This window comes from Nonomuraea sp. NPDC003707 (genome assembly GCF_053587055.1).
Map to the genome: position 1 here is coordinate 103060 of NZ_JBSFNK010000016.1, position 22956 is coordinate 126015.

General features: G+C 70.6%; 22 protein-coding genes and 1 pseudogene. 13 read left to right on the forward strand and 10 right to left on the reverse strand.

Annotated elements, in window-relative coordinates:
* Positions 1–49: 49 nt before the first annotated feature.
* Together ACWDRB_RS35540 and ACWDRB_RS35545 are read left to right on the forward strand one after the other, a co-directional pair.
* Positions 50–997, forward strand: coding sequence for a quinone oxidoreductase family protein (locus ACWDRB_RS35540; RefSeq protein WP_449901180.1), 948 nt, complete (start codon positions 50–52; stop codon positions 995–997).
* A 4-nt stretch (positions 998–1001) separates the two neighbouring features.
* Positions 1002–1616 carry a LysE family translocator gene (locus ACWDRB_RS35545; protein WP_355373738.1) on the forward strand — a complete coding sequence of 205 codons (615 nt, stop codon included), beginning with the start codon at positions 1002–1004 and terminating at the stop codon, positions 1614–1616.
* Here the strand turns inward: ACWDRB_RS35545 and ACWDRB_RS35550 are convergent.
* The 3 genes from ACWDRB_RS35550 to ACWDRB_RS35560 are packed head-to-tail and all read right to left on the reverse strand — an operon-like array spanning position 1606 to position 4329.
* Positions 1606–2649: a PucR family transcriptional regulator gene (locus ACWDRB_RS35550; protein WP_449901182.1), complete on the reverse strand. Its 1044-nt coding sequence runs from the start codon at positions 2647–2649 to the stop codon at positions 1606–1608. The two genes, ACWDRB_RS35545 and ACWDRB_RS35550, sit on opposite strands and share 11 nt — an antisense overlap.
* Positions 2649–3440: an ABC transporter permease subunit gene (locus ACWDRB_RS35555; RefSeq protein ID WP_449901184.1), complete on the reverse strand. Its 792-nt coding sequence runs from the start codon at positions 3438–3440 to the stop codon at positions 2649–2651. The genes ACWDRB_RS35550 and ACWDRB_RS35555 overlap by 1 nt, the downstream gene beginning before the upstream one ends.
* Positions 3430–4329 carry an ABC transporter ATP-binding protein gene (locus tag ACWDRB_RS35560; protein ID WP_355200136.1) on the reverse strand — a complete coding sequence of 300 codons (900 nt, stop codon included), beginning with the start codon at positions 4327–4329 and terminating at the stop codon, positions 3430–3432. The genes ACWDRB_RS35555 and ACWDRB_RS35560 overlap by 11 nt, the downstream gene beginning before the upstream one ends.
* Positions 4330–4429: 100 nt before the next feature.
* Here ACWDRB_RS35560 and ACWDRB_RS35565 point away from each other — a divergent pair, with 100 nt between their 5' ends.
* Both ACWDRB_RS35565 and ACWDRB_RS35570 read left to right on the forward strand, forming a co-directional pair.
* Positions 4430–5242: a patatin-like phospholipase family protein gene (locus ACWDRB_RS35565; RefSeq protein WP_350731671.1), complete on the forward strand. Its 813-nt coding sequence runs from the start codon at positions 4430–4432 to the stop codon at positions 5240–5242.
* 27 nt (positions 5243–5269) lie between these two features.
* A complete protein-coding gene (locus ACWDRB_RS35570; RefSeq protein ID WP_449901187.1) occupies positions 5270–6292 on the forward strand; it encodes a 1-acyl-sn-glycerol-3-phosphate acyltransferase in 1023 nt (340 codons plus the stop codon).
* 22 nt (positions 6293–6314) lie between these two features.
* On the opposite strand, the gene ACWDRB_RS35575 is transcribed toward ACWDRB_RS35570, so the two are convergent.
* Entirely contained in the window at positions 6315–7805 is a 1491-nt protein-coding gene (locus tag ACWDRB_RS35575) for a cobyric acid synthase (protein WP_449901189.1), read from the reverse strand.
* Positions 7806–7840: 35 nt separating this feature from the next.
* Between ACWDRB_RS35575 and ACWDRB_RS35580 the strand changes: the two genes are divergently transcribed.
* Positions 7841–8650 (forward strand): MBL fold metallo-hydrolase, encoded by an 810-nt coding sequence (locus ACWDRB_RS35580; RefSeq protein WP_449901191.1) that lies wholly within the window; start codon positions 7841–7843, stop codon positions 8648–8650.
* A gap of 8 nt (positions 8651–8658) precedes the next feature.
* Here the strand turns inward: ACWDRB_RS35580 and ACWDRB_RS35585 are convergent, their stop codons facing one another.
* The 3 genes and pseudogenes from ACWDRB_RS35585 to ACWDRB_RS35595 all read right to left on the reverse strand — a co-directional run.
* Positions 8659–8895 carry an antitoxin gene (locus ACWDRB_RS35585; RefSeq protein WP_350731678.1) on the reverse strand — a complete coding sequence of 79 codons (237 nt, stop codon included), beginning with the start codon at positions 8893–8895 and terminating at the stop codon, positions 8659–8661.
* Positions 8896–8951: 56 nt separating this feature from the next.
* A complete protein-coding gene (locus ACWDRB_RS35590) occupies positions 8952–9683 on the reverse strand; it encodes an ABC transporter permease (protein ID WP_449901194.1) in 732 nt (243 codons plus the stop codon).
* A gap of 56 nt (positions 9684–9739) precedes the next feature.
* A pseudogene (locus tag ACWDRB_RS35595) lies at positions 9740–10384 on the reverse strand (ABC transporter ATP-binding protein); the annotation flags it as partial.
* 87 nt (positions 10385–10471) lie between these two features.
* On the opposite strand from ACWDRB_RS35595, the gene ACWDRB_RS35600 reads away from it, so the two are divergent.
* The 3 genes from ACWDRB_RS35600 to ACWDRB_RS35610 are packed head-to-tail and all read left to right on the forward strand — an operon-like array spanning position 10472 to position 13369.
* Positions 10472–11575 carry a sensor histidine kinase gene (locus ACWDRB_RS35600; RefSeq protein ID WP_449901197.1) on the forward strand — a complete coding sequence of 368 codons (1104 nt, stop codon included), beginning with the start codon at positions 10472–10474 and terminating at the stop codon, positions 11573–11575.
* Entirely contained in the window at positions 11572–12201 is a 630-nt protein-coding gene (locus ACWDRB_RS35605) for a response regulator (protein ID WP_449901199.1), read from the forward strand. The genes ACWDRB_RS35600 and ACWDRB_RS35605 overlap by 4 nt, the downstream gene beginning before the upstream one ends.
* Before the next feature lie 43 nt (positions 12202–12244).
* Positions 12245–13369 carry an acyltransferase family protein gene (locus ACWDRB_RS35610; protein ID WP_449901201.1) on the forward strand — a complete coding sequence of 375 codons (1125 nt, stop codon included), beginning with the start codon at positions 12245–12247 and terminating at the stop codon, positions 13367–13369.
* A gap of 6 nt (positions 13370–13375) precedes the next feature.
* Here the strand turns inward: ACWDRB_RS35610 and ACWDRB_RS35615 are convergent, their stop codons facing one another.
* The 3 genes from ACWDRB_RS35615 to ACWDRB_RS35625 form a co-directional block, all read right to left on the reverse strand.
* Positions 13376–14179, reverse strand: coding sequence for an SAM-dependent methyltransferase (locus ACWDRB_RS35615; RefSeq protein WP_449901203.1), 804 nt, complete (start codon positions 14177–14179; stop codon positions 13376–13378).
* A 119-nt stretch (positions 14180–14298) separates the two neighbouring features.
* Complete coding sequence (locus ACWDRB_RS35620) at positions 14299–14772, reverse strand: hypothetical protein (protein ID WP_350731685.1); 474 nt, start codon at positions 14770–14772, stop codon at positions 14299–14301.
* Between the two features lie 71 nt (positions 14773–14843).
* The gene (locus ACWDRB_RS35625) at positions 14844–15725 is read right to left on the reverse strand and encodes an LLM class F420-dependent oxidoreductase (RefSeq protein ID WP_449901206.1); all 882 of its coding nucleotides are present in this window, start codon (positions 15723–15725) and stop codon (positions 14844–14846) included.
* Positions 15726–16079: 354 nt separating this feature from the next.
* On the opposite strand from ACWDRB_RS35625, the gene ACWDRB_RS35630 reads away from it, so the two are divergent.
* The 5 genes from ACWDRB_RS35630 to ACWDRB_RS35650 all read left to right on the forward strand — a co-directional run bounded on the left by ACWDRB_RS35630 (position 16080) and on the right by ACWDRB_RS35650 (position 22785).
* Positions 16080–18029, forward strand: coding sequence for a S8 family peptidase (locus ACWDRB_RS35630; RefSeq protein ID WP_449901209.1), 1950 nt, complete (start codon positions 16080–16082; stop codon positions 18027–18029).
* Positions 18030–18275: 246 nt separating this feature from the next.
* On the forward strand, positions 18276–19556 hold the full coding sequence (locus ACWDRB_RS35635) for an ABC transporter substrate-binding protein (protein ID WP_449901211.1): 1281 nt from the start codon (positions 18276–18278) through the stop codon (positions 19554–19556).
* On the forward strand, positions 19553–20509 hold the full coding sequence (locus ACWDRB_RS35640) for a carbohydrate ABC transporter permease (RefSeq protein WP_397367368.1): 957 nt from the start codon (positions 19553–19555) through the stop codon (positions 20507–20509). Before ACWDRB_RS35635 ends, ACWDRB_RS35640 begins: the two co-directional genes overlap by 4 nt.
* Entirely contained in the window at positions 20499–21362 is an 864-nt protein-coding gene (locus ACWDRB_RS35645) for an ABC transporter permease subunit (protein WP_397367367.1), read from the forward strand. Before ACWDRB_RS35640 ends, ACWDRB_RS35645 begins: the two co-directional genes overlap by 11 nt.
* 13 nt (positions 21363–21375) lie before the next feature.
* Positions 21376–22785 carry a Gfo/Idh/MocA family protein gene (locus ACWDRB_RS35650; RefSeq protein ID WP_449901213.1) on the forward strand — a complete coding sequence of 470 codons (1410 nt, stop codon included), beginning with the start codon at positions 21376–21378 and terminating at the stop codon, positions 22783–22785.
* Positions 22786–22956 lie beyond the last annotated feature (171 nt).

The window sequence follows — 22956 nt, forward strand, 5'->3', positions numbered from 1 at the left end:
GCCGGACCCGGGTGGCATGCCCCCGCACGCACGGAGTTGACTAGGCGTCATGCATGCCATCATCGTCTCCGCCCCTGGCGGTCCTGAGGTTCTCGAATACGTCGAGCGGCCCGATCCCGTCCCCGGCGAGGGTGAGATCGTGGTCGACGTCGCGGCCAGCGGGGTCAACTTCATCGACATCTACCACCGCTCCGGCGCGTACCCGCTCGACCTGCCCACCCCCATCGGCTCCGAGGGCGCGGGCACGGTCTCGGCCGTCGGGCCCGGGGTGCGGGGACTGGCCGTGGGCGACACCGTGGCCTGGGCCAACGTCCTGGGCAGCTACGCCGAGAAGGCGGTGGTCCCGGCGAACCGGGCCGTGCCGGTGCCCGACGGCGTCCCGGCCGACGTGGCCGCGGCGGCGATGCTGCAGGGGTTGACCGCCCACTACCTCACCCACTCCACCCACGAGGTGCGTGAAGGCGACGAGGTGCTCGTCCACGCCGGAGCCGGCGGCATGGGGCAGCTGCTCATCCAGCTGGCCAAGCTCAAGGGCGCCAAGGTCCACACCACCGTCTCCACCAGCGAGAAGGAGAAGCTGGCCAGGGAGGCCGGCGCCGACGAGGTGCTACGGTACGACGACTTCGCCGAGGCGCTGCGGGACAGGATCGACGTGGTGTACGACGGCGTCGGCAAGGCCACGTTCGACGGCGGGCTCGAGGCGCTGCGGCCACGCGGCCTCATGGCCCTGTACGGCGCCGCCAGCGGCCCGGTGCCGCCGATCGACCCCCAGATCCTCAACCGCAAGGGCTCGCTCTTCCTGACCAGGCCCACGCTCGTCCACTACATAGCCGAGCGCGAGGAGCTGCTGCGGCGCGCCTCCGACCTGTTCGGCTGGATCAAGTCGGGACAGCTCGCCATCAACATCTCCCACCGCTACCCGCTGGCCGAGGCGCACCAGGCGCACGAGGACCTGGCGGCCCGCCGGACGACAGGAAAACTGCTCCTCATACCCTGACGCCATGGACATCGCAGGATCAATCTGGTCGTTCGCCGCCGTAGTGGCACTGCTCACGCTCACCCCCGGCCTCGACACGGCCCTGATCCTGCGTACGTCCTTGCTGGCGAGCAGGCGGGCGGCCTGGGGCGTGACGCTCGGCATCCAGCTCGGCACGCTCACATGGGGCGTGCTCACCGCGGCCGGGCTGTCGGCGCTGCTGGCCGCCTCGCGGCTCGGCTACGAGATCCTGCGCTGGGCCGGCGTGGCGTACCTGGTGTGGATGGGCCTGCGCATGCTCCTGGCCAAGGCCGCGCCCCACGACGAGCCGGAGCAGGCGGTGCGGTTCGGGGGCGGGTTCCGGCGCGGCCTGGTCACGAACCTGCTCAACCCCAAGGTCGGGGCGTTCTACGTGGCCATGCTGCCGCATTTCATCCCGGACGGGGCGCCGCACGCGGTCATGGGGTTGGTGCTGGCCGGCGTGCACGTGGCCGAGGGGCTGCTGTGGAGCGCGGCGCTGATCGGGTTCGCTTCGCTGGTGGGCGGCTTCCTGCGGACGCCCGCCGTACGCCGTTTCCTCGACCGCCTGACCGGCGTGGTCATCGTCGGCTTCGGCATCCGCCTCGCCGTCACCGACTGAGGCCGAAGCCGGGGCTCGTGGGCCAGCCCAGCAGACGGGCCCCGAGCACGGCGGTCTCCAGGGTGAAGCGCTGCGTCGGGTCGTCCGGCGAGAAGCCGGTCAGCCGGCGGATGCGCTCCAGCCGGTACGTGACCGCCCGCGGGCTGAGCCCCAGCCGCCGGGCCGCCGCCGTCTGGTTGCCGTGCGAGGCGAAGACGGCCTCCAGCGTCTCCAGCAGCGGCTCGTGCCCGCCCCGCGCCCCCAGCAGCGGGCTCAGCACGCTGGTCACGAGGTCCTCGATCGCGCCCCTGTCGCGCAGCAGCACGGGGAAGACGAGCAGGTCGGCGGCCTTGACCACGTCGGCCCTGAGCCCCAGCCCGTCGGCCAGCTCCAGGGCCTGCGCCGCCTCCCGGTAGGAGGCCACCACGCCGCCGGGGCCACGCTGCGGCCGTCCCACCGCGACCCGCCACCCGGCTGGGAAGCGGGCGCGTACGTGATGGGTGAACTCTCCCACCGCGGCCGGCAGCGTCGCCGGGGCCACGCACACCAGCAGCCCGTCGCGCACGGCCACGAGCACGTTGTGCGAGCCGAACCGGGCGATCAGGTCCCGTTCGATGCGGTCCTGGTCGCCGTCGCGCATGCCGCGGGCCACGGCCACCACGTACGACCCCGCCAGCCGCAGCCCGAAGTGCTCGGCCCGCTCCGCCAGCCGCTCGGCCCGCCCTTGGAGCAGGTCGTCCACGAACTCCCGCCAGGCCTGCTCCTCCTCGCGGATGGCGGCGAGCTGCGCCCTCTCGTACCCCTCCATCAGCGCGGAGACCGCCTTGCGCAGCGCGGGCAGCGCTTCCGGCAGCCCCTCGCCGGCGGCGAGCGCGCCGTCCACCAGCACCCGCAGCGGCACCCCCAGCGTGGCGGCGCGCTTGCCCGCCGCGCGGTAGGCGTCGAGCGCCTCGCGGGAGGGTAAGCGGCCGGTCGCGGCGTGCTCGGCCAGCACCCGCCGATGCCCGCCGAGCAGGTCGGCGAGCAGGTCGGCGGGCAGCTCGGAGATCGCCATCACACTCCTACGTCACGCCTGTCGAAGGAGAGCACCGCGGTGAGCGCGAGCACGGCCGTCGCCCCCGCCAGCACAAGGTAGTCCCCGACCGGCAGCCCCTCATAGAGCGGCCGGCCCTCGGCGTAGTAGTGGAACGGCGAGACCCACTTCAGCCAGGAGATGGCGTCGATGTTCCGGCCGATCGTGACCACGACGTAGCCGGCCACCACCCACACCCCGACCACGGCGGAGGCGATCGACCTGCGCCCGGCGGCCGCGCCGACCGCCAGCCCCATCGTCCCGAACAGCAGCCCGACCAGGAGCACCCCGAGGTGCGCGGCCAGGATCCGGTCGAACGGCACCCCCATCTCCACGACCTCGCTCATCGCCCACATGGCGAGCAGCGTCACGACGGCCAGCACGAGCATCGCGACCGCCAGCGCGGCGAACCTGTCCAGCACCAGCCGCCGCCGGTCCACCGGCAGCGTGACGACCAGCTCCAGCGTGCCCGACTCCTCCGGCTGCGCGATCGCCCGGTTGGCCAGGAGCATCGCGAACACGATGAACAGCATGGGGACGAAGAGCTGGTAGACGACCGTCTGCAGGTAGCCGGCGCCGGAGGCGAAGTCCCCGAGCCCGCCCATCAGGTCCTTGAGCGGCCCGGGGAACTTGGCCATGGCCATGGAGTCGTAGGTCTCGGGGTTCACCTTGACGTTGGCGTACGCGCCCAGATAGACGCCCATGAAAGCGCTGATGCCCAGGCACCACCAGATGAGCGACCGCCGGTTGTCGCGCAGGCTCTTAGCGATCATGGTGCCGCTCCTCGTCGCTGTAGTAGGTCAGGAAGATCTCCTCCAGGTCCGGTTCCGCGCTCACCATGTGCACCACAGTGAAGGCGGCCGCCGCCTTGATCAGCGCGTCCGGCCGGCCGTCGATCGTGCAGCGCACGCCGGCACCCTCCACGCGCAGGTCGCGCACACCGGGCAGGTTCTCGAACGCCGCTCGCGGCACGGGCGCGTCGAAGTGCAGTTCGACCCGGCGCACCGCCTTCTCGCGCAGCGCCGCCACGTCCTCCACGGCCACCAGGCGCCCGTCCCGTACGATTCCGACCCGGTCCGAGACGTTCTCGACCTCGGCGAGCACGTGCGAGGACATCAGCACGGTTCGCCCGGACTGGCGCACCTCCCTGACCATGGCCAGGAACTCGTGCTGCACCAGCGGATCCAACCCGCCCGTCGGCTCGTCCAGGATGAGGAACTCCGGCTCGTGCATGAACGCCTGGATCAGCCCGACCTTCTGCTTGTTGCCCTTGGAGAGCTTGCGCATCTGCACCGACAGGTCGGCCTCGAGGCGCTCGGCCAGGGCTTCGATGCGCGTGTCCGGCACGCCGCCGCGCATCCTGCCGAGGAAGCGCAGGTAGTCCCTGGCCCGTTCGCGGCCCTCCAGCGCCAGCTCGCCCGGCAGGTAGCCGATCCTGGAGCGGGTCGCGGCCTCGCGCGGGTCGGCGCCGAGGACGCGTACCGTGCCCCGGGTCGGCCTGATCACGTCGAGCAGCAACCGGAGCGTGGTCGTCTTGCCTGCGCCGTTCGGCCCGAGATACCCGAAGATCTCCCCCGGCTGGATCTCCAGCGTGAGATCTTCCAGGCCGCGGCGCCTGCCGTAATACTTGGTCAGCCCTTCGGCCTGCACCACTGCTGTCATGGCCGAATCGTCCCGCCACGCGGGACCTCCGTCACCGGACGGGTCCGGCAGCGTGCGGATGGCTTTGCTTCCGGGACGCGGCAACGAGAGGGTGGGTGGCGTGGAAACGGCGTTCGTGCTCGGTGGCGGGGGCGTGCTCGGCGCGCACGAGGTGGGCATGCTGCAGGCGCTCGACGAGGCGGGCATCAGCCCCGACCTCGTCGTGGGCACGTCCGTGGGTGCCCTGAACGGGGTGGTCATCGCCGCCGCCCCGTCCGAGGCGGTGGAGCGGCTGACCACTCTGTGGCGCTCCGACGTCGTACGTACGGCCTTCGCCGGCTCGTGGGTGGCCCGGTTGTCCACGCTGGCCAGGACCGGCACCCATCTGCACCCGATCGGGCCGTTGCGCGAGGTTCTGAGCGGGACCGTGGGGGTTTCGCGGATCGAGGAGCTGGAGGTCCCCTTCCAGTGCGTGGCGGCCTCGGTCGAGCGGGCGGCGGCTCACTGGTTCACCGGCGGGCCGCTGGTCGATGCCGTGCTGGCATCGTGCGCGGTGCCCGGGCTGCTGCCGCCCGTCGTGATCGGCGGCGAGCACTTCTACGACGGGGGGCTGGTGCACAGCATCCCCGTGGGGCGGGCCGTGCAGCTCGGCGCCAAGCGCGTCTACGTCCTGCACGTCGGGCGGATCGAACGGCCGCTCGCGCCGCCCAGGAGGTTCTGGGAGGTGGGCATGGTGGCGTTCGAGATCGCGCGCAGGCACCGGTTCGCCGAGGACATGGCCAGCCTGCCGCCCGGCGTGGAGGTGCACGTGTTGCCCGCCGGGATGACCGAGGCGCTCTCCCCGCTGCGCTACCGCGACATCTCGCAGATCTCCGCCTGCATCGAGCGGGCGTACAGCGCTTCTTCCCGCTATTTGCGGAACAGAGGAGGATGAGGGTTAGACCGTTGCAGGGAGGCGCCGTTGCTTCCACCGCGTATTCTCCGCCGGCTGGTGCTGGCTCCGCTGGTCATCGTGGTGACCGTGTTCATGGTGGTGACGCTGCCGTTCTGGCTCCTGGTCACGGCGGCGGCCTCGCTGCGCCTGCCGCCGCCGCGGCGCAGAGGGGCGAGGTTCGTCTGGTTCGCCACGGTGTGGCTGACACTGGAGTCGGGCGTGCTGATCACGTGCCTGTGGCTGTGGGTGGCGGGCGGGGCCCGGCGCCAGGAGCGGCATTACGCCCTGATCAGGTGGTTCCTGGCCAAGGTGCACGCGGCCGCCGTACGGATCTTCCGGCTGACGCTGGAGATCCAGGAGCCCGACCTGACGACCGAGGAGCAGTCCGCCAGGCTGACGCGACCGGTCATCGTGCTGTCGCGGCACGCGGGCCCCGGCGACTCCTTTTTGCTGATTTATTACCTTTTGGCGATCTATCGCCGGCGGCCGCGCATCGTCATGAAGGCCGCACTCCAGTACGACCCCTCGCTGGACGTCGTGATCAACCGGCTGCCGAACGCGTTCGTGCCTCGCAAGTCCGGACAGAAGCGGATCATCGAGGAGATCCACCGCCTCGCCGCCTCGATGGGCGACCAGGACGCTCTCGTGATCTTCCCCGAGGGCGGGAACTTCACCCCGCGCCGCCGCCGGCTCGCCATCCGGCGATTGGAGGAGAAGGGGCTGACCGAGGAGGCGGAGCGGGCGCGCGGCATGGACCACCTGCTCCCGCCCCGCCCGAACGGCGCCATCACGGCCATCGAGGCGTGCCCGTCGGCGGACGTCATCTTCGTCGCGCACACCGGGCTCGACGACCTCATCACGCTGGGGGACGTCTGGCGCAAGCTGCCCTTCAACGCTCAGATCACCGCGAAGTGGTGGCGGGTGCCCGCGGCCGAGATCCCGGCGGAGCGGGAGGACCGGATCCGGTGGCTGTACGACCATTGGGAGCAGATCGACGCCTGGATCGACGCCCAGCGCACAGCCCGGGCAAACGGAGCCCAGACAAAATGAGCCCAGACGCGATGAGCGCGGGCTAGCCGAGCGGCGGCGCGCCCGGGGGCAGGACCGGGACGTCCGGCGGGCCGTGCTCGATGAGGCGGAGCAGCGCGTCCGTGTCGAGGTGCCGTTCCACCAGGTCGCCGAGCGCGTCGAGCCGCTCCTCCCGGAGCGCGGCGAAGTCCGTGCCGGGAGCCGGCGCGAAGTCGCGTCCCGCCCGCGCGGCCACGTCGGCCAGGAAGGCCCGGCGGAAGCCGTCGTTCTCCAGGGCACCGTGCCAGGTGGTGCCCCAGACGTTGCCGGCCCGGCAGCCGTCGAGGAACGGCTCGCCTCCGTCGACCGAGGCCTGCCCGTGGTGGATCTCGTACGCGCGGACCGGCTGCCCGTACGCCGTGCCCTCCGGCCGCCCGAGCCGCTTCTCCTTCGCGAACTCGACGCGTACCGGCAGCCGCCCGAGCCCTTCGACCTTGCCCGCCCCCGACTCCACCTCGTCCACGATCTCCCGCCCGAGCATCTGGAACCCGCCGCAGATCCCCAGGACGGGCCCCGCGCGGTCGATGATCGCCGCGGCCAGCCCGCGCTCCCGCAGCCACGCCAGGTCGCTCACCGTGGCTCTGGAGCCCGGCAGCACCACCAGGTCGGCGTCGTCCAGCTCGACCGGATCGGTCACGAAACGCACCACGACCCCCGGCTCGGCGGCCAGGGCGTCCAGATCGGTGAAGTTCGAGATCCTCGGCAGCCGCACGACGGCCACCCGAAGGGTCTGCCTGCCGTACGGGGCGCCCACCGCGACCTTCCGGCTGTCCAGGGCCAACGAGTCCTCGACGTCCAGCCAGAGCCCGTCGAGCCAGGGCAGGACGCCGTACACCTCGCGCCCGGTCAGCCGCCTGAGCATGTCAAGGCCGGGCTCCAGGAGCTCCCGCGCGCCGCGGAACTTGTTCACGACAAATCCGGAAATATGCGATTGGTCGTCGGCGTCTAAGAGGCCCACCGTGCCGTAGAACGCGGCGAACACCCCTCCCCTGTCGATGTCGCCGACCACGATCACGGGCAGGTTCGCGGCCCTGGCCAGGCCCATGTTGGCGATGTCGCCGCGGCGCAGGTTGATCTCGGCGGGGCTGCCCGCGCCCTCGCACACGACCACGTCGTACTGACCCCTGAGCCTTTCGAGCGCCTCCAGCGCGGTGGCGCGCAGGAGGTCCTTGAGCGCGCCGTACTCCATCGCGTCCACGTCCGCCACCGGGTTGCCCATGAGGACGACCTGGCTGCGGCGGTCGCTGCCCGGTTTGAGGAGGATGGGGTTCATGTCCACCGTCGGCTCCAGGTAGGCGGCCTGCGCCTGCGTCGCCTGGGCCCGGCCGATCTCGGCGCCTTGAGCGGTGACGTACGAGTTGAGCGACATGTTCTGCGCCTTGAAGGGCGCGACGCGCACGCCCCTGCGGGCCAGCCACCGGCAGATCCCCGCCGTCAGCACGCTCTTGCCCGCGTCGGACGTGGTCCCCGCGACCAGCAACCCCCCTCTGACCATGCGATCACCGTACAGGCCCGCGTTAGGCTGGCCGCATGCCACCGGCCGACCTGCCCATTTGCCGCACCTGCGGCGTCCAGTACGCCGAGCCGCGCCCCGACTGCCCGATCTGCGAGGACGAGCGCCAGTACGTCGGCTGGGACGGCCAGCGGTGGACCACGCTGGCGGGCCTGGCGGCCGAGGGCCATCGCGGCCGGGTGGAGGAGGAGGGCCCGCGCGTGGTGGGCATCGGCACCGCCCCGCCCACGGCGATCGGGCAGCGCGCGCTCCTGCTGCGCACGCCGGAGGGCAACGTGCTCTGGGACATGGTCTCCTACCTCGACGACGACCTGATCGCCGAGGTCGAGGAGCTGGGTGGGGTGTCGGCCATCGCCATCAGCCACCCCCACTTCTACGGCTCCATGATCGAATGGTCCCGGGCCTTCGACGCCCCGGTGTTCATCCACGCCGCCGACAGGCGGTGGGTGGCCAGACCGGACGACTCGGTCATCTTCTGGGAAGGCGACACCCACCGGCTGTCGGAGGACCTCACCCTGATCAACGCGGGCGTGCACTTCGACGGCGGCCAGGTGCTGCACTGGTCGTCCGAGCGTGCCCTGTTCTCGGGTGACATCCTCCAGGTCGTCCAGGACCGGCGCTGGGTGAGCTTCATGTACAGCTACCCCAACTACATCCCGGAACGTCCGCACGTCGTGCGCCGCGCCCTGGACCTGCTGGAGCCGTACGCGTTCGAGAGGGTTTACGGGGGTTGGTGGAAGCGCGTCGTGCACGGGGACGGCGCGGAGGCCGTCCGCCGCTCAGCCGACCGCTACCTCTCCTTCGTCGAGGACGTCGAGGACAGGTAGCCGGCCGTTCAGCCCTCGCGCCTCTGGTCCCTGGTCTCCTCGTCCCGAACGGGCGGCTGCTTCTGACCACCGCCGCCGTAGCGCTCCTGCACCGCGTCCGCGCCCTTCGAGATCTGGTCGTCGTACTTGTGGCCGGTCCGCTCCTTCGCGTAGCGCTCGGCCCGGTCCAGCAACTGGTCGGCCTGCTTGGAATGCCCTCTGGCCAGGTTCTCCGCCTTCTTCAGCCATTCCCCGATGCGGCTCATACACGTTCCCCATTTCTTCGGACTACGGGCGCCCCCTACCCCCGCATCCTGCACATTCACCCCCGCCGCCAGGCGGCGAGCAGCGGAACCACCGCCCACCCGGCGAGCACCGTGAAAGCCGCCCAGGTCGGCATGATGGCCGGCAGCTGCTGGATCAGCTGGAGCGCCGGGTAGCCGGGCAGGAACCGGTTGACCCACTCCCCGCCGGGCAGCACGAGGCCGGCGAACGGCAGCACGAGGACGATCGTCACCAGCGCCGCGGTCGCCACGGCCCCGTTGCGCAGGATCACGCCGAGCGACAGCCCGAGCAACGTGGCCACCACGATCATGAGCGTGCCACCCGCGATCACCGTCCAGGCCCCGGCGGGCAGGAGCGACGGGCGGAACTCCGCGGCCAGGAACCGTCCGTAGAGATAGCCGGGAATCGCGATGAGCAGCGAGCCGGCGACCGCGGCCCCGCTCAGGACGACCGCCTTGGCCGCCAGCACCCGCCCTCTGGACGGCGTGGCGACGAGGGTCGCGTCGATCATGCCGGACGTGTACTCGCCGCTGATCGTCATCGCGCCCATCATCCCGAACGGCAGCTGGGCCAGGACCACCCCCACGTACACCGCCACCACGACCCCCATGGCGGCCTGGTCGCCCGTACGGCCGGGATCCCAGCGTGCGATGACCGTCGCGGCGCCGAGCACGGTCAGCGCGAGCGCCACCAGCACGCCGACGCCCAGCGCCCACCAGGTCGACCGCAGCGTGCGCAGCTTGATCCACTCGGCGGCGATCGCGCTCACGGCTCGTACCTCCCGATGACCTCCATGAACACGTCCTCCAGCGACGTGCCGGGCCGGACGAACTCGCCGATCTTCGCGTCGGCCAGCAGCCTGCCCCGGCCGATGACGATCAGGTGGTCGGCCGTCACCGCCATCTCGTTCATGAGATGGCTCGACACGAGGACGGTCCGGCCCTCGGCGGCGAGCGACTTGAGCAGGTCGCGCATCCAGCGGATGCCTTCCGGGTCGAGCCCGTTGACCGGCTCGTCGAGCAGGAGCACCTCGGGGTCGCCGAGCAGCGCCGCGGCCAGCCCGAGCCGCTGTTTCATGCCCAGCGAGAAGCCGCCGACGCGCCTGCGTCCCGCGTCGCCGAGCCCGACGAACTCCAGCAGCGGGCCGACGCGCTGCCGCGAGATCCCGTTGGAGCGCGCCAGCCACCACAGGTGCTGGTCCGCGCGGCGGCCGCCCTGCACCGCCGTGGCGTCCAGCAGCGCGCCGACCTGGGTGAGCGGCCTGTCGAGCGCGTGGTAGGGCAGGCCGTTCACCGTGGCGCGGCCGGCCGTCGGCCGGTCGAGGCCGAGGATCAGCCGCATGGTGGTGGTCTTGCCGGCGCCGTTCGGGCCGAGGAAGCCGGTGATCCTGCCGGGCGGCACCGTGAAGGAGAGGTCGTCCACGGCGAGGGTCTGTTTGAAACGTCTGGTGAGCCCGCTGACTTCGATCATGTCCTTCACGATCCGCCGGGACCTGCGCGCCGCGCATCGGTCTTGGGACCGATGCGCGCGGCCGGATCTCGCGGTTAGGTTCGTGGCGTGCGCGAACAGATCCGTCTCCCGCTGCTGAGCCGGGTGCCGGCCTGGATCTGGGTGACGATCGACGCCGGGGTCGCCCTCTTCTTCGCCGCCGCCTTCGTCGGCCTGGCCGCGTCGAGGAACCCGTCGGCGCCCGACGCGCTCGACTACGCGGCCGCCCTGGCCACCGCCCTGCCCGTCGCGGTCAGGCGGTTGTGGCCGCGGGCGGTGTTCGTGATCGTCCTGGTGGGCGGGCTCGGCATGCGCGAGTTCTTCATGCCGCACGCCGACCTGCTCTGCCTGCCTCTCGTGCTGTACACGCTGGCGACGCGGGGCAGGGCCGTCGTCGCGCTGCTCGTGGCGGCCGCGGTCGTGGCGCAGGGCGTGCTGGCTCCGCCGCTGACGGCCGTCATACGCGACCAGCTCGGGCTGGTGCTGGCGATCATGGTCGCCGCCTGGGCCGCCGGCACCGCCGTACGCCAGCGCAGGCGCTACACCGAACAGCTCGCCGCGCAGGCGGAGGAGTGGGCACGGGCGGAGGCCATGGCGGAGCGGCTGCGGATCGCCAGGGAGCTGCACGACGTCATCGGCCACGGGCTCGGCACGATCACCGTGCAGGCGGGCGTGGCGGGCCTCCTGGGCGGAGCGGAGGAGATGCGCGGCGCGCTGACCTCGATCGAGGAGACCAGCAGGTCGGCGCTGCGCGAGACCAGGCGGCTGCTCGGCGTGCTGCGCGAGGACGGCGAGGCCGAGCTCGCCCCCGCTCCCGGCCTGGCCGACCTCGGCGCGCTCGCCGAACGGACCAGGGCGGCGGGCCTGGAGGTGGAGCTGAGGATCGACGGCGAGGTGGATGGGGAGATGGAGCTGACGGTCTACCGGATCGTCCAGGAGGCGCTGACCAACGTGCTCAAACACGCCGGGGCCCGCCACGTCCGGGTCCGGGTCGAACGGCAGGGAGACGGGCTGGTCGTCGAGGTCGTCGACGACGGCACGCGCGGCCAGGAACGGCCGTACGGGCACGGCCTGACGGGGCTGCGCGAGCGCGTGCGCGTCTTCGGCGGCGAGTTCGAGGCAGGCGCGCGTCCCCTGCGCGGCTTCCGCGTCATGGCGAGGCTGCCGCTGTGATCAGAGTGCTGGTGGCCGACGACCAGCCGCTCATCAGGGCCGGCTTCCGACGGTTGATCGACAGCGCGCCGGGGTTCCACACGGTCGGCGAGGCCGCCACGGGCGCGCAGGCCGTGGCGGCGGCCGCCCGGGACCGTCCCGACCTCGTGCTCATGGACGTGCGCATGCCCGAGATGGACGGCATCGAGGCCACGCGCCGCATCTGCGCCGACCGCCCGCGAACGCGCGTGCTCATCGTGACCACCTTCGACCTGGACGAGTACGTCTACGGCGCCCTCCGGGCAGGCGCCGCGGGGTTCCTGCTCAAGGACACCCCGCCCGCCGACCTGCTCAGGAGCGTCGAGGTCATCGCGTCGGGCGAGTCCCTGCTGGCCCCGACCGCCACCCGGCGGTTGATCCGGCGGTACGTGAGCCCGGCGCCACCCGTCCGCGGCCTGGACGTCACCGAACGCGAGCGCGAGGTCCTCGTCCTGGTGGCCCGGGGCCTGTCCAACGCGGAGATCGCGCAGAGCCTGTACGTCAGCCTCAGCACGGTCAAGACGCACGTCAGCAGCCTGCTGACCAAGCTCGGTGCGCGCAGCCGCGTCCACCTGGTCATCGCCGCCTACGAGGCCCGGCTGGTCTGAGACGTGGACTCCCGGCGGTCTCGGATGGCCTAGACTCCGGCAGATGTTCAGGGCCCCCGCCCGGCTGGCCTGGCTGGACGCCCTGCGGGGGCCGGCCGCGCTGGCCGTCACCATGCACCACGCCGGCTGGACCTTCGTCCCGGACCTCTGGGTGGAGGTGGACCGGCGGATCGACCTCGGCAGCTGGGGCGTGTTCGTGTTCTTCCTGGTCAGCGGGTACATCATCCCCGCCTCCCTGGAGCGGCGCGGCGACGTGCGCGCCTTCTGGACCGGGCGGGCCTTCCGCCTCCTCCCCCTGCTGGTCAGCGCCTGCGGCCTGGTGCTGCTCCTGGCCCTGGCAGGCGTGCTCCCCCTCGACCCTCAGCTCGCCGAGCGTCCTCTCCCCGTGGTCGCGCTCGGCAATCTGACCATGTTGCAGGAGCTGCTCAACCTGCCGGCCGTCGTCAGCGTGACGTGGACGCTCTCGTACGAGATGGCGTTCTACCTGATCAGCGTCGCGCTGTTCCAGGTGCGGCAGGCCGGCAGGTCGGCGGAGATCGCCGTCGTCCTGGCGCTGGTGGCCGTGGGCCTGGGCCTGCTGGTGCCGCAGACGATGATCGGCGGCCGGGACGACGTGGCCGCCGTGCTGCTCCCCGTCGCGGTCGTGGCGGCCATCGCGGTGACCGCCCTCGGGCACGGCCGGGTACGTACGGCCGCCGCGGTCGCGGGCGGTCTCCTCGGGCTCGGGCTGGTGATCCTGGGCAGCCGGGCCGGCACCTGGCAGGGCGTGATCATTTTGGCGACGATGTTCGCGGGGACGGCGGTGTACCGGGCCGAGCAGGGAGCCGTCCACTGGCGTACGGCGGCCGTCGCGGTGGCGGTGGTGCTGGGTTGCGGGCTCTTCGCCAAGGACGAGCCCAGCTGGGCGCCCGCGATCGCGCTCGCGTACGGCGCCTTCGGGCTGGCGTTCGCGCTGCGCCGGCGGGCGTTCCCGCGCTGGCTGGCGCGGCTCGGCGTGATCAGCTTCTCCGTCTACCTGCTGCACCCGATCCTGCTGCACGTGATCCCGAACCCGGTGCTGTACTTCCTGGCCCTGATCCCGCTCAGCGCCATGACCTACCGGCTGATCGAGGCCCCGGCCCAGCGCCTCGGCAAACGCCTGGTCGCCGGCGGCGCGGAGCCTCGATGAGGCGGCTCACGGCTTGCGGCCGACTCCTCCGTACAGCCATCGCGTGGCGGCGGGAGCCGGGTCGGCCGGGTCGGGGTGCCAGGCGTCGATGGTGACCAGACCGGGATCCACCAGGTCGAACCCATCGAAGAAGCTCGCCACGTCGGCGTGCTCGCGGAAGTAGATCGGCGTCGGCGTGGCCGCGTACACCGTCTCGATCTGGGCGACCGCGTCCGCCGGGTGGCCGTCGACGGTGACGTGGGTGGCCGTCAGGTGGCTGCCGGACACCAGGGCGTGGCGGAGCCGGCCCATGACCGAGGCGCGCTCCTCCAGGGTGAGGAAGTGCACCATGGCGATCATCAGGACGCCGACCGGCTCGTTGAAGTCGATGAGCTTGACGGTCTCCGGGTGCCCGAGCACGTCGGCCGGGCGGCGCATGTCGGCGGCGGCCACGGTGGTGTTGTGGTCGGTCGCCAGGAGCGCGCGGCCGTGTTGCAGCACGACCGGGTCGTTGTCGACGTACACCACCCGGGCGTCCGGGATGATCTGCTGGGCGATCTCGTGGGTGTTGCCCACGGTGGGCAGGCCGGAGCCGATGTCGATGAACTGCCGGATCCCCTGCCGGGCCATGTGCCGCACCGCGCGGCGCAGGAACGCCCGGTTTTCCTGGGCCAGCTGACGGATCTCGGGCATCGCCTTCTCGACCCGCCGTACGGCGTCGCGGTCGACCTCGAAGTTGTCCTTGCCTCCGAGGTAGTAGTCGTACATACGGGCGACGCTTGGCCTGGTGACGTCGATCCCCATAGCTCCGCCACCGCCTTGCTCCGGCATGTCACGGCCTCCATTCGTGATCATTCCGTACACAAGCTATCGCAATCCGCGGAGGAGACTGTCAGGTTTTGGTGTCAAACGTGGCGTTCTGCTCCCATCGTCGAGCCGGCCGGGGCCGCCTACAGGAGGTCGTTGATCAGGTCCCGGAAGTCCTTGCGGTAGTCGAAGTTCTGCATGTCCTGCAGCCATACCGTGCGGATGAAGGGGATCTTGAGGTCCTTCCTGATCCTGCGCAGCCAGATCTCCCAGTCGTCGTCCTTGATGACGCCCAGCCGGTAGCCGGTGTGGGCGGCCTCGTAGCGGTTGAATATGGACCAGGCGAGGGCGATGTTCTGCACGGAAATTTCCGGATTTCGCCGGACGCTGTCCCCGATGAAATCGATGTCCGCGAATATCTCGCGAACGCGGTCATTATCGATGATCATGGTGTTGATCTCGTTGAGATAATCGATGAGCCGCTGATGGGTGCCGTACTCGAGATTGGCCGCCACCAGCCTGGTCTGCCTCGTCAGCGCCCTCGTCTGGAGCCCGACGAAGAGCAGCGTGACGAGGTTCATCGCCGCGGTCAGCAAGGCCACGCCCTGCGCATTCATGAGACGAGTATCCGGAAGACCACCATTCCATAATACGCGGACCAGATATTCATCGCATCGCGCAAAGTTATTCAGCCGGAATTGCTCCCGTTACGACCGAATGGCGTGATGGTGGATATCCGTGCGGCGAGTTCGGCCAGGTGGGTCAGCCACGAATCGGCGGCGGGGTCGGGCACGGCGACGATGACGTGGTCGATGCCCAGGGCGGCGAGTTCGGCGCAGCGCCGGACGCTCTGCTCGACGCTCTCGCCCTCGGGGATGCGCATGTGGAGGGTCTTCTCGATGTCCTCGTAGGGCCGGCCCAGGCGTTCGCAGTGGGCGCGCAGGACGCCGAGCTTGTGCCGGACGTCGGCGCCGTACAGGAAGTTGCAGGCGTCGGCGTACTGGGCGACGAGGCGGAGGGTCTTCTTCTCCCCGCTGCCGCCGATGAGGATGGGCGGGTCGGCCTGCGGCGCGTTGAGCGTACGTTCCAGGCTGTAATGCCGGCCCCGGTACGGCCCGTCCTGGTCGCTCCACATCTGCCTGGCGATCTGGAGGGTCTCCTCGAGCCGCTCGAACCGTTCGGCCAGCGGCGGGAAGGGCAGACCGAGACCGCGGGCCTCGGGCTCGTACCAGCCGGCGCCGATACCGAGGACGGCACGACCGCCGGAGAGCGCGTCCAGGGTGCTGACCTGCTTGATCAGCAGGCCGGGCGCGCGGTAGACGGCGCCGGTCACGAGCGCGCCCAGGCTCACCCGGCTGGTGAGGGCGGCGGCGTACGACAGCGCGCCGTACGCCTCCAGCATCGGGTCCTGCGCGGAGCCGAAGTTGGGGATCTGGAAGAAGTGGTCCATCACCCAGAGGCTGCGCAGCCCCGCCTGGTCGGCGCCGCGGGCGACGGCGGCGAACTTGTCGGCGATCGCGGCGTCGCCGCCGGACCAGAGGAAACGCGGGCAGGTCAGACCGAGGTCCATAGGGGCACTCCTTGATGGGGTGAAGGGGGAGACGCCCGCCGCGGGTCACGTGGTGAAGGCGGGCATGAAAAAACCCTCCCGCCCGGGCTGTGCCCGGGGCCGAGAGGGCTCCGATAAGAGCATTATCTCACGGATGCGGGACACGTCCGGCTTCCGACCCATGTGACCTGCGAAGATTTCCAGATAACGGAATCACCTCATTCCTACTTATCCTCCGCATAACCTCCTAGCCTGTTCCTCGCACTCAAAGGGGATCTTGTTCGACAACGGCAGCCGGCTGAGCACTCGATGCTGTCCCGCTCCCCTTACGCAGCCCCGTCCGGACGAGACGGGCCCGTTCCCCCCGGAGGATCAGTGAGACTACGGTCTCTGCTGGCGAGCGTTTCCATGCTCGCCACCACGATGACGGGCGCCCTGGCCGCCGCGTCGCCCGCGCAGGCGGCCGCGGACGATCCCGCCGTCGCGAAGAGCCTCACCGCCGAGGTGAAGAGCGGCCACAAGGTCCGCGCGATCATCGAGATCAACGGCGGCGAGAGCTTGGCGGCCGTGGCCGACAAGACGGAGAAGGCCTCGAAAGAGACCAAGGTCATCGACCGGACGAGCTCCAAGGAGTTCCTGGTCGCCTCCCTGGACCAGGCCACGCTCGACAAGCTCAAGACCGACGACCGGATCAAGTCCATCTACGAGGACGAGCTGAGCGCGCCCTCGCTCGACGTCAGCACCAAGCTGATCGGCTCCGACTGGGCCAACAAGACGGGCTGGACCGGCAAGGGCTCCACCGTCGCCATCGTCGACACCGGCATCGACCGCGACCACCCGTTCTTCGCCGGGCGGATCGTGAACGAGGCCTGCTTCTCCACCGTCGACAACGACCCCGCCATCCAGGCCGAGTCGCTGTGCCCGAACGGCCTGCCGGTCCAGACCGGCCCCGGCTCCGCCGACGCCAAGACCCCCAAGTGCCTGGTCCAGGGGGCGAACAAGTGCGCCCACGGCACCCACGTGGCCGGCATCGCGGCGGGCAAGAAGGCCGGGAACGCTCCATCCGACGGCGTCGCCCCCGAAGCGGGCATCCTGCCCGTCCAGGTCTTCACCCGCTTCAACGGCCCCATCTGCGGCGAGCTGGGCACCAGCGCCCCGTGCTTCCTCAGCTACACCTCCGACCAGAAGCTGGCCCTGCAGTACGTGGACAGCGTCCACGCCGCCTACAAGGTCGTGGCGGCCAACCTGAGCCTGGGCGGCGGCCCGAAGCAGACCAAGCCCTGCGACGACGACCCCGACTTCGGCGGCCTGCGGGACGAGATCGTCTGGCTGCAGCAGTTCGGCGTGGCCACGGTCGTCGCCTCCGGCAACAACGGCTTCACCGACGGCGTCTCCAGCCCGGCCTGCATCTCCCGGGCGGTCGCGGTCGGCGCCACCGATGACAACGACGCGGTGGCCTCGTTCGGCAACCGCGGCCCGCTGCTGGACTTCTTCGCGCCCGGCGTGGGCATCAACTCCTCGGTGCCCGGCAACGGGTTCGGCTCCATGAACGGCACCTCGATGGCGGCCCCGCACGTCGCCGGGGCGCTGGCCGTGATGCGCCAGGCGTACCCGAACCTGTCCATGGACCAGCTCCTCGACAAGCTGAAGGCCACCGGCAAGAACATCACCTACACCAGCGGCGGCACCTCGGTCACCACCAAGCGGATCGACGTCGCCAGGGCGATGCCGTGGACCCCGGACGCCACCCCGACCCCCACGCCGACCCCGACCGCGACGCCCACCGTGACGCCCACGGTGACGCCCACGGGGACTCCCACGGGGACGAAGTCGCCGAGCCCGACCGCGGCGCCGACCCCGTCGAACCGCCCGACCGACCCCGGCACGGACGCCGAGCCGGTGCCGGTGCCCACCCCCGACGACTGCACGCGGGGCAAGGGCACCAAGCCGCTGAGCGCCAAGGCGTGGGCCAAGGAGATGCTGCGCGGGAAGGGCTCGCTGAGCGACCAGACGCTGTCGTGCTACCTCGCGATCGCGCAGAACGGCAGCAAGGTCTTCCCCGAGCTGACCGACGCCACCACGCTGTCCACCGCGTACAAGGCCCTCGCCACCAAGAGCAAGGCCGCCAAGGCGCTGCTGGACCGTGAGCTGCTGGCCGCGTGGCTGAACTACGCGCACGGCGTCTACAACGGCTCGGCCAAGGTGTCCGGGAAGACGACGCTGAAGCAGGCGATCGCCGCCGCGGAGCGGCACCGCACCGGCCGGGCGAGCGCCGCCCAGCTGAAGAAGGCCGCCGTGTTCCTGTACGGACACGTCAACAAGTAACGGCCTGCGAGCAACGGGGCGGCGGGGTGAACCCGCCGCCCCGTTGTCGTTTCAGGACCGTGCAAACGGTTGCCTCTATTTGTTTCATGGGTTGACGTAACCCGAAATGCCGACGTAACGTGACCTTCCCCCTACCCCCCAGGACGTCTCGTCGCCGGCTCGCCGGCGCCCTCTCGAAGGGACCGCGCCCAGATGACCCCTCGATCCGCTCGAATGGCCCCGATGTCGTTAAGCCGAAGGAATCTGGTGAAGTTGGCCGGTCTGTCCGGCCTCGGTCTCGGCCTGACGGCGTGCGGCCGGGGCTTCGGCGGAGGCGGCGACGGATCCGGCGGCGGCGGCATCCAGCTGAACATGGTCTGGTGGGGCGACGCCTCCCGGGCGCAGAAGACGCAGGCCGCGCTGGAGGTGTTCAAGAAGAAGAATCCCGGCGTCACGGTGAAGACCGAGTATCAGGACAGCGGCCCGTACAAGGACAAGCTGGCCACGCGCTTCGCCGCCGGAAACCCGCCGGACCTGATGATGATGCGCATGGACAGCCTGCGCGAGTACGCCGACCGGGGCGCGCTGCTCGACCTCAACCAGCACGCCGGCGCGGTCGACCTGTCCGGGCTGAGCGAGAGCGTACGGGCGCTCGCGGCCGTCGGCGACAAGAACTTCGGCGTCGCCTCCGGCCTGAACAGCATCGGTTTCGTCGTCAACAAGACGCTGACCGAGAAGTACGGCGTGAAGATCCCGGACGGGAACACCTGGAGCTGGCAGGACCTGGCCACCTTCGCCCACGAGATCAGCAAGGCCAGCGGCAAGAAGGTGTACGGCACCGGCTTCGAGGCGTACACGCTGGCCAACCTCATCGTGTTCACCCGCCAGCGCGGCGAGGACTTCTACTCCGCCGACGGCAAGCTCGGCATCAGCGAGGCCACCCTCGTCGCCTGGTTCGAGATGTTCCAGTCCATGCGGGCCGACGGCGGGTTCCCGCCGGCCGGGTTCTTCGAGAACGTGGGAGGCGGCGCCGAGCAGTCGTACCTGGCCAAGGGCGCGATCGCGTCGCAGATCATCCCCACCAACAACTTCCTGGGCTACAACGCCGCCGCCGGAGGCAACCTCGTCCTGCTCCGCATGCCCGGCGAGACCACCGAGAAGCGGCGCGGCCAGTCGATCGACACCCCGGCCCTGTGGTCGGTCGCCGCGAAGTCCAAGCACCCGGCCGAGGCGCTGAAGCTGCTCAACTTCCTCATCAACGACCCGGACGCCTCCAGGGCCACCGGCACGACCCGTGGCGTGCCCGCCAACACCAAGGTGGCCACCGAGGTCAGGCCGAGCCTGGCGGCCGACGACCAGGTCGCCACCGACTACCTGATCGGGCTGCAGAAGGAGGAGCTGCCGCGCTCCTACACGTACCCGCCGGGGTCGAGCAGCATCGCCTCCAGCCTGCAGTCGATCGCCGCCGAAGTGGAGTTCAAGCGGCAGACGCCGCAGCAGGGCGCCGCGGCGTTCCTCGACGCGGGCAGGAAGGCGCTCGGCGGGTGAGCAGGTCGAAGGCCGCGCCGGTGCTGGACCGGCCCGTCACCGGAGCGGAGGCGTCCGCCGGGCCGCGGCGCGGGCGCCCCGCCAAGCCGCCCCAGGACCGGGCCGGGTACCTCTTCCTGCTGCCGTGGTTCATCGGGATGCTCTTCACGGTCATCCCGTTCTTCGCCTCGCTGTATCTGGCGTTCACCGACTACAACCTGCTCAACGCGCCGAAGTGGATCGGGCTGGACAACTTCGCGGAGATGCTCCGCGACCCCGTGCTGCACCAGTCGCTGAAGGTCACCTTCGTCTACACGTTCGTGTCGGTACCGCTGTCGCTGGCGGCGGCGCTGGGCGTGGCCATGCTGCTCAACCGCGGCGTCCGGGGCCTGTCCGTCTACCGGGCGGTTTTCTACCTGCCCTCCCTGCTCGGCGGGAGCGTCGCGATCGTCCTGCTGTGGCGTTACATCTTCGGCCTCGACGGCATCGTGAACGCGTTCCTCGGCTGGTTCGGCATCGACGGGCCGGGCTGGACGACCGACCCCGACTACGCCCTCACCACGCTCATCGTCCTGCACATCTGGACGTTCGGCTCCCCCATGGTGATCTTCCTGGCCGGGCTGCGGCAGATCCCGGGCATGTACTACGAGGCCGCCGCCATCGACGGGGCCTCGCGGTGGCGGCAGTTCCGCTCGATCACGCTGCCGCTGCTGAGCCCGATCATCTTCTTCAACCTGATCCAGTCCCTGATCTCGTCGTTCCAGACGTTCACCCAGGGATTCGTCATGAGCGGCGGCACCGGCGGGCCGGCCAACTCCACGCTCTTCTACAACCTGTACCTGTACCAGCAGGGCTTCTCGCAGTTCAACATGGGCTACGCCTCGGCCATGGCCTGGATGCTGCTGGTGATCATCGCCGCGTTCACCGCGGTCAACTTCCTGGCCGCGAAGTATTGGGTCTTCTATGACAACTGAGGAAAGTTTCGTCGAGCGCGTGGGCCGGACCCGCCGTTCCCGGTACGCCAAGCACGTGCTGCTCTGCGTGGTGGGCGCGGTCATGATGTACCCGCTGGCGTGGCTGATCTCCAGCTCGCTCAAACCGGACCGGCTGATCTTCACCGACCTGTCGCTGTGGCCCTCCGAGTGGAACCCGGCCAACTACCTGGACGGGTGGACCGCGCTGGAGCAGCCGTTCAGCGTCTACCTCGCCAACTCGTTCGTGATCGTCGTGCTGAGCATCGTCGGCAACCTGGTGTCCTGCTCGCTGGCGGCGTACGGCTTCGCCCGGCTGAAGTTCACCGGCCGCAAGCTGTTCTTCACGCTGATGCTCGGCACCATGATGCTGCCCGGCCACGTGCTCCTGGTGCCGCAGTACATCGTCTTCGCCAAGCTGGGCTGGCTCAACACCTACTACCCGCTGCTCGTGCCCAACTTCCTGGCCACCAACGCGTTCTACATCTTCCTGATGGTGCAGTTCATGCGCGCCCTGCCCAAGGAACTCGACGACGCCGCCCGCATCGACGGCTGCGGGCCGTTCCGCACCTTCTGGAAGGTGATCATGCCGCTGTGCATGCCGGCGTTCGCCACCACGGCGATCTTCACGTTCATCTCGGTGTGGAACGAGTTCTTCGGCCCGCTGATCTACCTGACCGACTCCGAGCTGTACACCGTGCCGCTGGCCCTGCGGCAGTTCATCGACTCCGAGGGGCAGTCGCAGTGGGGGCAGATGTTCGCCATGTCGTTCCTGTCGCTCGCGCCCGTGATCGGGTTCTTCATCGCAGGCCAGAAGTACCTGGTCAAGGGCATCGCCACCACCGGCCTGAAATAGGGGATCGAAACGCATGGCCCGACCTCGCCGCTACGCCTTCGTCGGCACCGGTTCACGTGCCCGCATGTACCTGGGGGCGCTGCTCGGCCCGTACGCCGACGTCGGTCACCCGGTGGCGTTCTGCGACACCAACGAGGTGCGCATGGCGTACTACGACCGTCTCGTCCGCGAGACCCGGCCCGACCTGCGGATGGCGCACTACGGCCCCGGCGACTTCGGCCGCCTGCTCGACCGGGAGCGGCCGGACGTCGTGGTCGTCACCTCGCCCGACGCCACCCACGCCGCCTACATCGGCCAGGCGCTGCGCGAGGGCGCGGACGTGGTGTCGGAGAAGCCGCTGACCGTGGACGTCGCCGGTCTGCGGCAGATCCGCGACGCGCTCGCCGCCGGCACCGCGGGCCTGATCCTCACCCACAACTACCGGTACTCGCCCCGGAACGCGCTGGTGCGCCGGCTCATCGCCGAGGGCGCCATCGGCGAGATCACCTCCCTGACGTTCGAGTGGTGCCTGGACACCGTGCACGGCGCCGACTACTTCCGCCGCTGGCACCGCGACAAGGCCGTCTCCGGCGGCCTGCTGGTGCACAAGGCGAGCCACCACTTCGACCTGGTCAACTGGTGGCTCGCCGACCTGCCGGAGACCGTGTACGCCCGCGGCGGCCTGCGGTTCTACGGCTCGGACAACGCCCGCAGGCGGGGGCTCGGGCCGCGCCCCGAGCGCAGCAGGGACGCCGCCGGGCCGGGCGACCCCTTCGCGCTCGACATCGCCGCCGACGACCGGCTGCGGCTGCTCTACCAGGACGGCGAGCATCTGGACGGCTACATCCGCGACCGCGACGTGTTCTCCGACGGCATCACGATCGAGGACAACCTCAATGTCGTCGTCGGCTACCGCCGCGGCGCGTCGATGTCGTACACGCTGCACGCGCACTGCCCCTGGGAGGGATATCGCGTGGCGATCAACGGCACCGGCGGGCGCATCGAGCTCGACGTCGTCGAGCGCACCCACGTCGAGCCCGTCGCCACCAGCGCGGCCATCGCCGCCGCCACCGCCGTGGACGCCCGCGCCGTGGACGGCGGCCAGGACGGCGAGCCGGAGCAGCCGCGCCGCCGGGGCGCGCGGCTCCTCCTGCAGCGGCACTGGGAGCCCGCCCGTCAGGTGCCGATCCCCGAGGGCGGCGGCGGGCCCAGTGGCGGGCCCAGTGGCGGGCATGGTGGCGGGCATGGTGGCGGCGACACGATGCTGCTCGACGAGGTGTTCCGCGGCGCCTCCGGCGACCCGCTGCGCCGGCAGGCCGGGTTCCTCGACGGCGCCGCGAGCGTCCTGACCGGGGTCGCGGGCAACGAGTCGTTACGCACCGGGAAGGCCGTCCGCCTCGACGACCTCGGGCTGCCGCTGACCTCCGCGTCCCGTCCCGCGTGACCCCACCGGGGCACGCCCTGCACACCCACCGATCTCGAAACTGGGGGAACCGGGAAGTGTCGTACGCTCAACCCTGGGGAAAGACCCTCGGCCTCGTCGAGGCCCAGAGAGGCGGCGATACGACCATGCACGCTCCCGGCGTACCCCCCGCGCGCACCGACCGGCCGCGCG

Excerpts from the sequence above, each read along its gene's own strand:
- ACWDRB_RS35540 (WP_449901180.1), top strand. The coding sequence starts at position 50 with ATGCATGCCATCATCGTCTCCGCCCCTGGCGGTCCTGAGGTTCTCGAA.
- ACWDRB_RS35545 (WP_355373738.1), top strand. The coding sequence starts at position 1,002 with ATGGACATCGCAGGATCAATCTGGTCGTTCGCCGCCGTAGTGGCACTG.
- ACWDRB_RS35550 (WP_449901182.1), bottom strand. The coding sequence starts at position 2,649 with ATGGCGATCTCCGAGCTGCCCGCCGACCTGCTCGCCGACCTGCTCGGC.
- ACWDRB_RS35555 (WP_449901184.1), bottom strand. The coding sequence starts at position 3,440 with ATGATCGCTAAGAGCCTGCGCGACAACCGGCGGTCGCTCATCTGGTGG.
- ACWDRB_RS35560 (WP_355200136.1), bottom strand. The coding sequence starts at position 4,329 with ATGACAGCAGTGGTGCAGGCCGAAGGGCTGACCAAGTATTACGGCAGG.
- ACWDRB_RS35575 (WP_449901189.1), bottom strand. The coding sequence starts at position 7,805 with ATGGTCAGAGGGGGGTTGCTGGTCGCGGGGACCACGTCCGACGCGGGC.
- ACWDRB_RS35580 (WP_449901191.1), top strand. The coding sequence starts at position 7,841 with ATGCCACCGGCCGACCTGCCCATTTGCCGCACCTGCGGCGTCCAGTAC.
- ACWDRB_RS35585 (WP_350731678.1), bottom strand. The coding sequence starts at position 8,895 with ATGAGCCGCATCGGGGAATGGCTGAAGAAGGCGGAGAACCTGGCCAGA.
- ACWDRB_RS35610 (WP_449901201.1), top strand. The coding sequence starts at position 12,245 with ATGTTCAGGGCCCCCGCCCGGCTGGCCTGGCTGGACGCCCTGCGGGGG.
- ACWDRB_RS35615 (WP_449901203.1), bottom strand. The coding sequence starts at position 14,179 with ATGCCGGAGCAAGGCGGTGGCGGAGCTATGGGGATCGACGTCACCAGG.
- ACWDRB_RS35620 (WP_350731685.1), bottom strand. The coding sequence starts at position 14,772 with ATGAATGCGCAGGGCGTGGCCTTGCTGACCGCGGCGATGAACCTCGTC.
- ACWDRB_RS35625 (WP_449901206.1), bottom strand. The coding sequence starts at position 15,725 with ATGGACCTCGGTCTGACCTGCCCGCGTTTCCTCTGGTCCGGCGGCGAC.
- ACWDRB_RS35645 (WP_397367367.1), top strand. The coding sequence starts at position 20,499 with ATGACAACTGAGGAAAGTTTCGTCGAGCGCGTGGGCCGGACCCGCCGT.
- ACWDRB_RS35650 (WP_449901213.1), top strand. The coding sequence starts at position 21,376 with ATGGCCCGACCTCGCCGCTACGCCTTCGTCGGCACCGGTTCACGTGCC.